At 60.5% G+C, this 12895-nt stretch carries 13 protein-coding genes; 7 read left to right on the top strand and 6 right to left on the bottom strand.

Features of this window, described 5'->3' with window-relative positions; translation table 11 throughout:
* Positions 1-4: 4 nt before the first annotated feature.
* The gene (locus ACR0KW_RS16955) at positions 5-646 is read left to right on the top strand and encodes an LON peptidase substrate-binding domain-containing protein (protein WP_480806063.1); all 642 of its coding nucleotides are present in this window, start codon (positions 5-7) and stop codon (positions 644-646) included.
* On the top strand, positions 643-828 hold the full coding sequence (locus ACR0KW_RS16950; RefSeq protein ID WP_170328107.1) for a Trm112 family protein: 186 nt from the start codon (positions 643-645) through the stop codon (positions 826-828). Before ACR0KW_RS16955 ends, ACR0KW_RS16950 begins: the two co-directional genes overlap by 4 nt.
* On the opposite strand, the gene ACR0KW_RS16945 is transcribed toward ACR0KW_RS16950, so the two are convergent.
* Positions 825-2087, bottom strand: a complete 1263-nt coding sequence (locus tag ACR0KW_RS16945) for an FAD-dependent monooxygenase (RefSeq protein WP_480806062.1) — start codon at positions 2085-2087, stop codon at positions 825-827. The two genes, ACR0KW_RS16950 and ACR0KW_RS16945, sit on opposite strands and share 4 nt — an antisense overlap.
* A gap of 52 nt (positions 2088-2139) precedes the next feature.
* Here ACR0KW_RS16945 and ACR0KW_RS16940 point away from each other — a divergent pair, with 52 nt between their 5' ends.
* From ACR0KW_RS16940 to ACR0KW_RS16925, 4 genes are all read left to right on the top strand, one after another.
* Positions 2140-3468, top strand: coding sequence for an amidase (locus ACR0KW_RS16940; protein WP_480806061.1), 1329 nt, complete (start codon positions 2140-2142; stop codon positions 3466-3468).
* A 109-nt stretch (positions 3469-3577) separates the two neighbouring features.
* Complete coding sequence (locus tag ACR0KW_RS16935; protein ID WP_480806140.1) at positions 3578-4759, top strand: aminotransferase class I/II-fold pyridoxal phosphate-dependent enzyme; 1182 nt, start codon at positions 3578-3580, stop codon at positions 4757-4759.
* Between the two features lie 14 nt (positions 4760-4773).
* The gene (locus ACR0KW_RS16930; RefSeq protein WP_480806060.1) at positions 4774-7668 is read left to right on the top strand and encodes a DNA translocase FtsK 4TM domain-containing protein; all 2895 of its coding nucleotides are present in this window, start codon (positions 4774-4776) and stop codon (positions 7666-7668) included.
* Between the two features lie 39 nt (positions 7669-7707).
* Positions 7708-8304 (top strand): LolA family protein, encoded by a 597-nt coding sequence (locus ACR0KW_RS16925; protein WP_480806059.1) that lies wholly within the window; start codon positions 7708-7710, stop codon positions 8302-8304.
* 12 nt (positions 8305-8316) lie between these two features.
* Here the strand turns inward: ACR0KW_RS16925 and ACR0KW_RS16920 are convergent, their stop codons facing one another.
* A complete protein-coding gene (locus ACR0KW_RS16920; protein WP_480806058.1) occupies positions 8317-8898 on the bottom strand; it encodes a transglycosylase SLT domain-containing protein in 582 nt (193 codons plus the stop codon).
* Positions 8899-8958: 60 nt separating this feature from the next.
* Complete coding sequence (locus tag ACR0KW_RS16915) at positions 8959-9840, bottom strand: AEC family transporter (protein WP_480806057.1); 882 nt, start codon at positions 9838-9840, stop codon at positions 8959-8961.
* A gap of 80 nt (positions 9841-9920) precedes the next feature.
* On the opposite strand from ACR0KW_RS16915, the gene hspQ reads away from it, so the two are divergent.
* Positions 9921-10247: a heat shock protein HspQ gene (hspQ, locus tag ACR0KW_RS16910; RefSeq protein WP_170328114.1), complete on the top strand. Its 327-nt coding sequence runs from the start codon at positions 9921-9923 to the stop codon at positions 10245-10247.
* A gap of 25 nt (positions 10248-10272) precedes the next feature.
* Here hspQ and ACR0KW_RS16905 read toward each other — a convergent pair whose 3' ends face one another.
* The 3 genes from ACR0KW_RS16905 to ACR0KW_RS16895 all read right to left on the bottom strand — a co-directional run bounded on the left by ACR0KW_RS16905 (position 10273) and on the right by ACR0KW_RS16895 (position 12880).
* Positions 10273-11850 carry a gamma-glutamyltransferase family protein gene (locus ACR0KW_RS16905; protein WP_480806056.1) on the bottom strand — a complete coding sequence of 526 codons (1578 nt, stop codon included), beginning with the start codon at positions 11848-11850 and terminating at the stop codon, positions 10273-10275.
* Positions 11851-12068: 218 nt separating this feature from the next.
* Entirely contained in the window at positions 12069-12509 is a 441-nt protein-coding gene (locus ACR0KW_RS16900; RefSeq protein WP_480806055.1) for an ATP-binding protein, read from the bottom strand.
* Positions 12510-12541: 32 nt separating this feature from the next.
* On the bottom strand, positions 12542-12880 hold the full coding sequence (locus tag ACR0KW_RS16895; protein ID WP_480806054.1) for an STAS domain-containing protein: 339 nt from the start codon (positions 12878-12880) through the stop codon (positions 12542-12544).
* Between the last annotated feature and the right edge of the window lie 15 nt (positions 12881-12895).

The raw sequence follows: 12895 nt of genomic DNA, 5'->3' as shown, positions 1-12895 counted from the left end.
GTACATGATGCATCCCGCTGATCTGCCGGAAACGGTATCCGTTTTTCCTTTGCCCGGGGCGCTGCTGCTGCCCCGTTCCCGCTTGCCGCTGCATATTTTCGAGCCGCGTTACCTGCAGATGTTGGATGATGCCCTGAAAACGCCGGAACGGCTGATCGGAATGGTGCAGCCGAACCCCTGCCAGAGCGATGAGGACAACTTGCACCAGATCGGCTGTGCCGGGCGGGTGACGCAGTTTTCCGAAACCGAAGATGGCCGCTATCTGATCACGCTGACCGGTATTTCGCGGTTCCGCATCACGTCCGAGCTTGATGCCTTCACGCCATACCGACGCTGCGCCGTGTCCTGGGGCGGGTTTGACCGCGATCTGGGCAAAACCGAACTGGATGAAGGCTTTGACCGTTCGCAGTTTTTGTATTTGCTGGAACGCTTCTTCGCCTCGCGCCAGCTGTCGACGGATTGGGACACGTTGAAAGACGCCGATGATGAGCTGCTGGTCAACTCACTGTCGATGTTGCTGGACTTCGACCCCGAAGAAAAACAGGCGTTGCTTGAAGCCCCATGCCTGCGCACCCGACGCGAGACTTTGGTGACATTGATAGAATTCGCCATGCGCGGCGGAACGAACGAGGAAAAACTGCAATGACCGACCCCGAACACCCCTTTGACCGTCACATGCTTGAGGCGCTGATCTGCCCGCAGACGCACACCACGCTGCACTATGACGCCGAAAAGCAGGAACTGGTGTCCAAGGCGGCCGGTTTGGCCTTTCCGATCCGCAATGGTATCCCGGTGATGCTGGTCGATGAGGCGCGCGTGCTCGATTAAATCGGGCGGCCTTGCAGCAGTTTCGGCAGGTCTCCGGTCAACCCGGCGGCCTCGCGCACAAAGCCCCGGCGTAGTCCGGGCAGAGAGCCGACAATCCCCATTCCAATATCGCGACCCATGCGCAGCAGCGAATTGTCGTTGGAAAACAACCTGTTGAATACATCCGTCGCCAATGCAAGCGAGGCGGTGTCAAAGCGACGCCATTCCTGATAGCGCTCAAGCACCAGAACCGAGCCAATATCCTCGCCCCGTCGTCCGGCCAGCGTCAGCACCTCGGCCAGCGCGCCCACGTCGCGCAGGCCCGCATTCAGACCTTGCCCGGCAATCGGGTGCATGCCGTGGGCGGCGTCTCCGACCAGAGCCATGCGGTCTCCGATAAAGGAATTGGCGATGGTCAGGTTCAGCGGATACGTGAATCGGTCTCCCTGCAGGCGGATGTCGCCCAGAAAATCCCCGAATCGGGGGCGCAGAACCTGCAAATACTCGTCTTCGGTCAGCGCATTGATGCGTTGTGCTGCCTCGGCCTGTTCGCTCCAGACAATCGAACTGCGGTTGCCAGTCAGCGGCAGAATTGCCAGCGGGCCGGGGGGCATGAAAAACTGATGCGCGATGCCTTGATGGGGCAGGTCGTGTTCGATGGCGCAAACCAGCGCGGTTTGGCCGTAGTCCCAGCCGGTGCGCTTGATACCAGCGCGCAGAGCGGTGCCGCTACGGCGGCCGTCGCAGCCCACCAACAGGCCACCGGTGACGGTGCTGTTATCGTCCAGCGTCAGGGTCACACCGGTTGCGTCAGCCTCTTGCGCGATGACCGTTCGACCGCTGATCTGGGTGATGCCCTCTTCCTCGGCCATCGCATCCAGAAAGGCGCGACGCAGGTGGCGGTCCTCGACCATATAGCCCATCGGGCCTTCTTCGATCTCGGCGTGGTCGAAATGCATGAAGAAGGGAGAGGGTCCTGCGCCTGCATGCCCGTCGGTGACTTTGATCTCCAACATCGGCTGGGCGTGTTCGGCGACCCGCTCCCATACCCCGATTGCGTCCAGCAGGCGTTGCGATGCCAGCGCCAGCGCATAGGCGCGCCCGTCAAAGGCCGCGTTCTTGCGTACTGTCTCGGCCAAGGCGTCGATCACAGTGACGGAATGCCCCGTCTGCGCCAAAGCCAGGGCCAGGGCCGGGCCATTCAGCCCGCCGCCAACGATCAGGATATCGGTCTTCTGTTCCATGACCCGCAATATGCGCGGCCTTTCGGGATTGTCCATGTGCGGTCCTGTCGCTACCGTCCGATGCAGCAGAATTTTTTGGGGGGCAGGGATGCAGGATTGGCTGACCATGACGGCGTGTGATCTGGGCAGGGGTATCGGCATGGGCCGGATTGATCCGGTGGAACTGACCGAGACCTACCTCTCGGCCATCGACGCCCACCCCCATAGCGATCGGATCTATGCCCGCGTAACCCACGACCGTGCCCGCGCCGAAGCAAGGGCGGCGCAAGAACGCGCCAAGCTGGGCCTGCGCCTGTCGTTGCTGGATGGCGTGCCGATCAGCTGGAAAGACCTGTTCGACACCGCCGGAACCGCGACCGAGGCCGGGTCGGCCCTGTTGAAAGGCCGCGTGCCCGAGGCGGACGCGGTTGTTCTACGCAACGCCACTGCATTGGGAGCCGTCTGTCTGGGTAAAACTAACATGAGCGAGCTGGCCTTTTCCGGGCTTGGCCTGAACCCCATCAACGGAACGCCGCCCTGTATCAACGATGAAGAGGCGGTGCCGGGCGGGTCTTCCTCGGGGGCCGGTGCATCGGTGGCCTGGGGGTTGGCGGCAGGTGGGATCGGCTCGGACACGGGTGGATCGGTGCGCATCCCGGCGGCCTGGAACAATTTGGTCGGGCTGAAAACCACCGCCGGGCGCGTCAGTTTGGAAGGGGTGGTGCCCTTGTGTTTGCGCTTCGATACCGCCGGTCCTCTGGCCCGGTCGGTTGAGGATGCAGCCCATCTGTTGGCGATGATGGAAGGGAACTCACCGGCCGATCTGCGCGGGGCCAGTCTGAAAGGTCGCCGCTTTGCCGATCTTCAGAACGTCGCCAGAGATGATCTGCGGGACGCCCCGGGCATGGCTTTCGACGACGCGCTGGAACGGCTGCGGGATGCCGGGGCCGAGATCGTGCCCCTTGCTGTGCCAGAACTGAACGAGGCGATGGGCCTGTCCGGTATCCTCTACACAACCGAAGCCTACGGGTTGTGGCGCGACGTGATCGAGGCGAACCCGGACGCGATGTATCCGGAAATTCTGGAGCGGTTCCGCGGGGGCAAGAACGCCTCGGGCCCCGACTACATCGCCGCCTGGTCCAAGCTGAAGGCCATCCGTGCCGCGTGGGACGCAGCCACCGCCGGGTTTGACGCGGTTCTGGCCCCCACATCCCCTATCTTGCCGCCGAATCTGGACCGGCTGATGGCTGACCATGATTACTACGTTACTGAAAACCTGCTGGCCCTGCGTAACACGCGGATTGGCAACCTGATGGGGTTGGCGGCGCTGACATTGCCCACCGGAACACCCGGCTGCGGGCTGATGATGATGGGTTATCCGGGGTCGGAAGAGGCTCTGTTAAGGCTGGGATCAGCGGCCGAAGCTGCTTTGGCCTGAATGTCACAATCCCCTGATTCGGCACCTCTTTGTCTGGACGAAACGGGGTGTGATCTGTAACCTGCCAAAAAAACGGGGCGAAAACGATCCCGATATTGAGGCAGCAGTTATGAACTTCCCCGAGCGGTTTTCGAACCTACCGGAATACGCATTCCCGCGTCTGCGCACCCTGTTGGACCACCACCAGCCGGGCGGCGACGTGATTCACATGACCATCGGCGCGCCGATGCACGATTTTCCGGCGTGGGTGACAGATGTGATCACCGAAAACGCCGCCGGGTTTCAGGGCTATCCGCCGAATGAAGGCTCGCCCGAGCTGCGTGGTTCGATCACCGACTGGATCAGCCGCCGCTATGGCGTCACGATGGACCCTGAAACCAACGTGATGGCCCTGAACGGCACGCGCGAAGGGTTGTACAACGCCGCCATGGCGCTGTGCCCCGAGGAAAAACACGGCCAGAAACCAGTCATCCTGTGCCCGAACCCGTTCTATCAGGTCTATATGGTCGCTTCGATCTCGGTCCGGGCTGAGCCGGTTTTCGTGCCCGCCACGGCCACCACCGGCCATCTGCCGGACTATGCAGGCCTGCCCGAGGATGTCCTGAACCGCACCGTCGCGGCCTATATCTGTTCGCCTGCCAACCCGCAGGGGGCGGTGGCCTCGCACGACTATTGGGTCGAGCTGATCCAACTGGCCGAGAAATACGATTTCCGCATCTTCGCCGACGAATGTTATTCCGAGATCTACCGCGATGAGGCCCCCACGGGGGCGCTGACCGTGGCGCAGGAACTGGGCGCTGACCCCGAGCGGGTCACTCTGTTCAACTCGCTGTCGAAACGGTCCAATCTGGCTGGCCTGCGGTCGGGCCTGATTGCCGGTGGCCCCGAGACGATAAAACGGGTCAAACAGTTGCGCAGCTATGCAGGCGCGCCGCTGCCGCTGCCGTTGCAGGCCGCTGCTGCCCGGGTTTGGGCGGATGAAGAACACGTTGCCGAAAACCGCGCGCTCTATCAGGAAAAATACACGATTGCCGACGAAATTTTCGCAGGCATTCAGGGCTATATGCCGCCCGAGGCAGGGTTTTTCCTGTGGCTGCCGGTCGAGAACGGTGAAGAAACTGCATTGAAGGTCTGGAAGCAAACCGGTGTTCGGGTGCTGCCGGGCGCATATCTTTCTCAAGGTGATCCGGGGCAAAACCCGGGCGAGCAATTTATCCGGGTCGCTTTGGTGGCCCCAAAAACAGAGTTGCAGCAAGGGCTGATCAAGCTCCGCGACTGCATCTATTCGTGAGGTACGAGGGCAAAATGGCATCATTGAACGCGCGCAACCGCGATCCATTGTTGGACAGCACGACTCAGGCCGCGATTGAGCGGCGCAGCAAGGAACTGATCGGGATCGCCCTGATCCTGCTGGGGCTGGCCGCTGCCGCAATGATTTGGTCCTATACGCCGGATGATCCGAACTGGATGGTCTCGACGGACGCGCCGGTGCAGAACTGGATGGGACGGATTGGTGCCTCGATTGCGGCACCCTTGTTTATGATCGTGGGCTGGGGCAGCTGGAGTATTGCGCTGGTGCTGATCGGCTGGGGTGTGCGTTTTGCTGGGCATTTCGGCGCAGAACGCGCGGTCGCCCGCCTGATCTTTGCCCCGATCTGGATTGCCGTTGTCTCGGTCTATGCCGCAACGCTGGTGCCGGGTGAGGCATGGCGCACGACCCACAGCTTTGGTCTGGGTGGTCTGTTCGGTGATACCGTTATGGGCGCGCTTCTGACGCTGTTGCCAATCTCCTCGCATTTCATGGTCAAGCTGATGTCGCTGGCGATGGCCGCCGGAATGCTGGTGCTGGGAGTTTTTGTTCTGGGCTTTACCAAGGCCGATGTGCGCAAAGGATTCCGCGCCTTCCTGCTGGGTCTGGTGATGTCCTACGACATGCTGATGAACCTGCTGGGCCGTGGTGCTGCCGCCACCGCGCAGGCCGCGCGCGATCGTCGCGCGCAGTGGGAGGAACGCAAGACCGCCCGCGCCGATGCCGTTTTCGACGATGAAATCGCCTTTGAAGACCCGATCTTTGAAGAGCCGGAATTCGACGAACCTGAGCCTGCAAAAACCGGTTTGCTGGCACGGATGCCCAGCCTGATCCGCCGCCCCGAGCCGATGCCCGAACCCGAACTGGTCGATCCCGAACCCATAGCGGGCTTTGACGAGATGCCGGGCGAGGACCGCATCCGGTCCAAGATTTCCGCCGCCGTGCGCAACCGCAAGGTCGCCGCGGGCGAGATGGCGCCCGAGCATGACCCGAACCTGCCGCTGACCAAGGGGCGGGGCCGTGGGCCGGACCCGCTGATCCTGAACCCCAGAGGTGGGGAAGAATTGCCGCCCGAACCGCCGATGACCTCGACCGGTCTGCCGCCGGAACCGATCTTGACTGCAGAGCCCGCACCGGAATGGCAGCAGGAGCCGCTGCATGAGGATTTCGCGCCCGAGCCGGATTTCGAAGACGAAGCGGTGTTCGAGGATACTCCGATGCCCGAACCCGAACCGCAGCCGCGCCCGGCGATGAAAATCCCGGTGGCCGAGCCGCGCAAGCCGGTGGTGGCCCAACCCGTGCGTCGAGCCCCGCCGCCCTCGCGCCGGGCCCAGGCCGAAGCGCAGCCAGCGTTGTCCTTTGAGGAACGGCATTCCGATTTCGAACTGCCGCCGCTGGGCCTGCTTTCCAACCCGGCCAGCATTCAGCGCCATCACCTCAGCGATGAGGCGCTGGAGGAAAACGCGCGGATGCTCGAAAACGTGCTGGATGACTATGGAGTGAAGGGTGAGATCGTTAGCGTTCGTCCCGGCCCCGTTGTCACCATGTACGAACTGGAGCCCGCTCCGGGCCTGAAAGCCAGCCGCGTGATCGGTCTGGCGGATGATATCGCGCGCTCGATGTCGGCCCTGTCGGCGCGGGTTTCGACCCTGCCGGGCCGCTCGGTTATCGGGATCGAACTGCCGAATGAAAACCGTGAGATGGTGGTGCTGCGCGAGATCCTCGCCAGCCGCGATTTTGGCGATGGCAACCACGCACTGCCGCTGGCGCTGGGCAAGGATATCGGTGGTGAGTCCGTTGTGGCGAACCTTGCAAAAATGCCTCACCTGCTGATCGCGGGAACCACCGGGTCCGGTAAGTCGGTGGCGATCAACACGATGATCCTGTCGCTGCTGTACAAGCTGACGCCGGATGAATGCCGCCTGATCATGATCGACCCCAAGATGTTAGAATTGTCGGTCTATGACGGCATCCCGCATCTGCTCTCGCCCGTCGTGACCGATCCGAAAAAGGCAGTTGTGGCCTTGAAATGGGTCGTGGGTGAGATGGAGGATCGCTATCGCAAGATGTCCAAGATGGGCGTCCGCAACATTGCGGGCTACAACGGCCGCGTTAAGGACGCGCTGGACAAGGGCGAGCTGTTCAGCCGTACGGTGCAGACCGGGTTCGACGACGAAACCGGCGAGCCCGTGTTCGAGACCGAGGAATTCGCACCCGAAGCGATGCCCTATATCGTTGTCATCGTCGACGAGATGGCCGACCTGATGATGGTCGCAGGCAAAGAGATCGAAGCCTGCATTCAGCGTCTGGCGCAGATGGCGCGGGCCTCGGGCATTCACCTGATCATGGCCACGCAGCGCCCGTCGGTTGACGTCATCACTGGCACGATCAAAGCGAACTTCCCGACACGGATTTCGTTCCAGGTGACGTCGAAAGTCGACAGCCGCACCATTCTGGGTGAGATGGGCGCCGAGCAACTGCTGGGGCAGGGCGATATGCTGTATATGGCGGGTGGCGCCAAGATCACCCGTTGCCACGGGCCCTTTGTCTCGGACGAAGAGGTTGAGGAAATCGTCAACCATCTGAAACAGTTCGGCCCGCCTGATTACATGAGCGGCGTGGTCGATGGCCCGGCTGAGGAAAAGGCTGAAAATATCGATGCCGTTCTGGGCCTGAACACCGGTGGCAACACGAACGGAGAAGATGCCCTCTACGATCAGGCGGTGGCGATTGTGATCAAGGATCGCAAATGCTCGACCTCGTATATCCAGCGGAAACTCGCCATCGGCTACAACAAGGCGGCGCGCCTGGTTGAGCAGATGGAGGACGAAGGCGTTGTATCAGCGGCAAATCACGTCGGTAAGCGGGAAATCCTCGTCCCCGAACAGTAGGATATTTAATAACAAGGGCAGAGCGCCTATCTGTGACGCATGAAACAGATTGCTTTTGCCCTTGCCCTGACCCTGGCCGCCCCGGCGGCCTGGGCGGCCGAAAAACTGCCGCTGTCGCAGATCTCCAACTATCTGAACGGTCTGAAAACCGTTCAGACGACATTCACTCAGGTCAATGATGACGGTTCGCTGAGCACCGGCAAGCTGTGGTTGCAGCGGCCGGGCAAGATGCGGTTCGAGTATGATCCGCCCAGCAGCGCCGTTGTTCTGGCCAACACGGGCACCGTGCAGATTTTTGACCCCAAGTCGAACCAGCCACCCGAGCAATACCCGCTGAACCGGACGCCCCTGTCGCTGGTGCTGGCGCGCAATGTGAATCTTGGGCAGGCGAATATGGTCGTTGGTCACGATTTCGACGGCACCGCGACGGTAGTCACCGCTCAGGACCCCAAGAATCCTGAATCGGGTCGGATTGAGCTGATGTTCACTGACAACCCGATCGAGTTGCGCAAATGGGTCATCCACGACAATGCGGGCACCCAGACTACCGTGCTGCTGGGGCAGTTGGACACAGGCAAGAACCTGAGCCGGGACTTGTTTACAAAATCGAACAGAAGCGGGTCAGGCAACCGCTGACCCGCTAACCTGTCAGTAGCGGCATCCGGACAGTTGCGCCTGATACAGCTTGGCGCGCGCGTCCACGTCGTTGGCTACGTTCAGCAGCCACGTCTTGCCATAGTGGCTGCCGCGGGCGTAACCGGTGTGCCCCTCGTGATAGGCGAGGTACTGGTTGCGCGTGTCGCTGGGGTGGATGCCATTCCGCTGGTAGCTTTTGTTCATATACCAGCCGATGAAATCCGACGCATCGCGAATACGATCCCGCTTGGCGCGGCGTTTGCCGGTTTCTTTCTGGTATTGCTCCCATGTGCCGTCCAGTGCCTGGCTGAAGCCATAGGCGCTGCTTTGGCGGCCCATCGGGATCACGCCCAGAACATACTGATGCGGCGTGCGGGCATCGTGCTTATAGCGGCTTTCCTGATAGATCGTCGCCATCTGCACGTGGACCGGAACGCCCCATTTTCGCTCGGTGTTTTTAAAGGCCTTCATGTATTCGGGCCGTTCCCGCGCAATGCTGCACGCGTCATTCAGCTTGCTGGGCGGCTGCTTGGAGCCACCCCCACAGGATGCCAAAAGCAGCACCCCGAAGAGTACGATAAAAAATCTGCTCATGTGCCTCGTGCCTTTTTCTTTTATTCTAGCGCAGATTGAGCTTTTAGGAAATCACAATCGTTACAGAACAATAGCTAGAATGAGAGGTAACGCGGCGACAGACAGGACTGTCGAGATCATGACCATCCCTGCCACTGCGTCTGCATCCGCCTCAAACCGTTCCGCCAAAAGATAAGACGTCACCGCAACTGGTGTGCACATTTGCAGGACCATCACTCCAAACGCTATGGAATCGAGGGCGAACAAGACGGCCAAAGCCCATCCCAAAGCAAAGCACACGACGAGCTTGATCAGGGATAGCCAGACAGCCTGCCCTATTTTCTGTGTTGTCAGGCGGGCGATTGCTACCCCGACTGTGATCAGCATCATCGGAATGGCCATCTGCCCCAACAGTTCCAGCGTGTTGGTCAAAAAGACTGGGGTTTGCCAACCGCGCCAAAGGAACAGGGCCCCCAACAGAGTCGCCCAGACCATCGGTTCCCGTGCCGCTTTGCCGAAGCCTCCTTTCCCGGCCACCAGATAGATGCCGTATGTGAAAGACAGCAGGGCAGTGACAGCCAGAAAAATGACCGCATAGCCCAGCCCGGCCTGCCCAAAGGCAAAGATGCACAGCGGCAGGCCCAAGTTGCCAGTGTTCCCGAAAATCAGCGGAGACAGGTAGGTTCTGCGGTCCAATCCACGCAGATGTACGAACACCTCGAAAACGATTGCCAGCCCCACATGTCCGGCAATGGCGGCCAGTGTAAAGCGGGTCAGATCTCCGCCCGGGATTTCGGTTTGCATCAGGGCCACAAAGATCAGACTGGGCACCGCAAGCGTGACGCCAAGGCGGGTCACAAACTCCAACCGGTACTCGAATCCCAGCTTCACCCAGGCGAATCCAATACCGGCCAAAAGAAAGACCGGGGCCACGATTTCGAACACTGTCAGCAGGAGGTTCACAGACTGTTTCCCTTAAATTCGGATCAATTATTGGCATTTCGACCCGGAAACAGGTAGTAAGACTATTGGGGGCAGAAACAATGCTGAAGACACATGCCAAGTACCGCCTGGGTCAGGTGGTCCGTCATAAGAAACATCCCTTCCGGGGGGTGATTTTTGACGTGGATGCAGAGTTTTCGAATACCGAAGAGTGGTATCAGGCCATCCCCGAAGACAGCCGCCCGATCAAGGATCAGCCGTTTTACCACCTGTTGGCGGAAAACGATCAGTCCTTCTATGTTGCTTATGTTTCAGAACAAAATCTAGTTGCGGATCAGTCTGGAGAACCGGTTGAGCACCCGGATATCCCCGATATGTTCGGTCCGTTTGAAAACGGGTCCTACCCGCTGCACTTCCATCTGAATTGAGGTCCTCTGACCGCGCGTTTGTCGGTCAATATCCCAGCGCGCAGCCGTCTTTTCGCGGGTCACTTGCGCCCTTCAGAACGCCGTTTTCACAGATTCGAATGCCCTGTGCTCCGCCCAGTGGCGTTTCCGGCAGCTCAACAGTGTGGCCAATTTCACACAATTGTTGAGCTACCTTGGGCGAAATACCGCGTTCCAGCTTCAAAACACCATTGTCCGCAAAAGCACGCGGTGCATCAATGCTGGCCTGCATGCCCAACCCGTGGTCGGTCAGGTTTGACACGAACCGGGCATGACCGGTGGGCTGATAGGCGCCGCCCATCACTCCGAACGGCATCAGGACCCGGCCATTCTGTTTCAAGAGCCCGGGGATGATCGTGTGCATGGGGCGTTTGCCGCCACCGAACTCATTGGGATGACCCGCCTGAAGGGTAAAGCCCGCCCCGCGGTTCTGCAGTAGAATGCCATATTTCTCGGACGCGATCCCCGAGCCGAAGCTGTGGAAGATCGAATAGATCAGCGACACCGCCATCCTGTCCCGGTCCACCACGGTGATATAGACGGTGTCCTTGTGAATGGACTCGGTCAGCGGGGCCGCAGCAGGCATTGCGCGCTTTGGGTCGACCAGGGCTGCCAGCTTGTCTGCAACGTCCTGATCCAGGAACCGGGCCGCATGGGTCGTGTTATCGGGATCAGCAATGAACCGGTTGCGCGCGTCATAGGCCAGCTTTGAGGCCTCGGCCTCGATATGCAGACGCTCGGTCCCGAACGGATCCATGCTGGCAAGGTCGAAATTCTTGAGGATGTTCAGCAGCAAAATCGCGGTCGCACCCTGACCGTTGGGCGGATGCTCGACTAATTCCAGCCCGCTATACGTTCCGCTGACGGGTAGGGTTTTGGTGCAGGCCGTGGCCTGAAAATCCTCGACCGTGTGGGTGCCGCCTCGTTCGGTCAGCGCCGCGATCATGTCGCCGGCAATTTCGTCGGAGTAAAACGCGTCCCGCCCGTTTCGGGCAATCCGACGCAGAACTTCGGCCTGGCCGGGGGAACGGAAAATCTGCCCGACCTCGGGCGCTTTGTCGTTGATCAGATAGTGCCCCCGCGCCGCCCCTTGCAGTGTGGCCGCCCCGGTCGCCCAGTCCAAAGTGACCCTTGGCGCAACTGGCACTCCGGCCTCGGCATAGTGAATGGAGGGTTGCAGGATGGCGTCCAGGCCCAGTTTGCCCTCGGTCTCTGCCAGATGACAGAACGCATCAACCGCGCCGGGGATGGTCACGGCGTCCGCGGTGTTCAGGGGCACCGCAGTCAGCCCTTGCGCCCTTAGTGTTTCCGCATCGGCCGCGGCAGGTGCACGACCCGAGCCATTCAGGGCGCGGATCTCATCCTCTCCGGCCCGGTTGTAGAGGACAAAGCAATCGCCGCCCAATCCGGTCATCTGAGGCTCGCAAATGCCCAGCAGGACCGCTCCGGCAATGGCCGCATCCATCGCGTTGCCGCCCCGTGCAAGAATATCCACGGCCACTTTCGCCGCCAGAGGGTGCGACGTGGCGCACATCCCTTCGGTCGCCAGAACTTCGGACCGGCCCGGAGTGTGAAAATCCCGCATGATGCTTTTCCCCGATTTGAACGCGCCGAAGGTATCGCGCGGTCAGAAGTTGTCCAGTCACATGAACATGAAGGAGAAGGTCCTCGGCGCCGTTCACTGGGTGGGGGCTGTGACACTTGGCGCCGAGGGAAGCTATCTGAGCTACAGGTATATCTTTGTCCGTTGTTTGCGGCGCTACAATGGTTCGATCTGGGCCTTATTGTGGCGTTTTCTTGCCGTCAGGCTGGATCGGGAAAGTCGAACCGCAGCGACAATCGATTGCAGCCGTCAGAGCGTTCATACCGGATATCGCTGGTCAATTCATGGATCAGGAACCAGCCGAATCCACCCTCGGGCAACTCGTCGATGGTTGATCCCAACGGTGCTGGTACGCCGTCCGGCACCCGAAATCCGGGTAGGGGGTTGCCGGTGTCCGAAATCAGAATATCCAGCCAGTTCCGGTGCAGGCGGCACCGCACCTTGACCTTGGCGGGCGTCACGTCGGCATAGGCGTGTTCGACTACATTGTTGATCGCTTCGGCCAAAGCAATCTTCACGTCCCCCGCCTTGTGCTGCGGCAGCCCCTGTGTCGCCAGGCATCTGCTGAGCTGCGCAATTCCGGCGCTGGCCTCAGATTCGGTCGCTGCAAAGCTCAGATCCAAACATTTGCCGTCACACATGGGCATTGGGCCTATTCAGATGGTCAGGAAGGTCAGCCGGCGGCGGCCGACAAGGCATCATCCAGCGTCGGGTACAGTTTGAACACCGTGTCCATGCGGGTCAGCCGAAACACCTTTTCGACGAAGGGATGCAACCCGGCCAGATCCAGTCTGCGGTCGTTGCCGAGTTGCTTCATCGAGGCGACGATGGCGCCCAGACCGCTCGAGTCGATGAACTCCACGCTGCTCAGGTCCAGCACCACCCGTATGGCGCCGCCTTCGGCCTCGTTGCGCATGTCTTCCTTGAACTGGATAGCCATGGCCGCATCGATCCGGTCTGAATGTACTTTGATAATCTGGGTTGCGTCGGTCGTTGTGCTGGTCAGGGCCATGCGCGACGGTCCTTT

This window comes from Ruegeria sp. CG11, from assembly GCF_056537245.1.
Note: the sequence above shows the minus strand (reverse complement) of the source record. Positions and strands in the feature narration are given on the sequence as shown.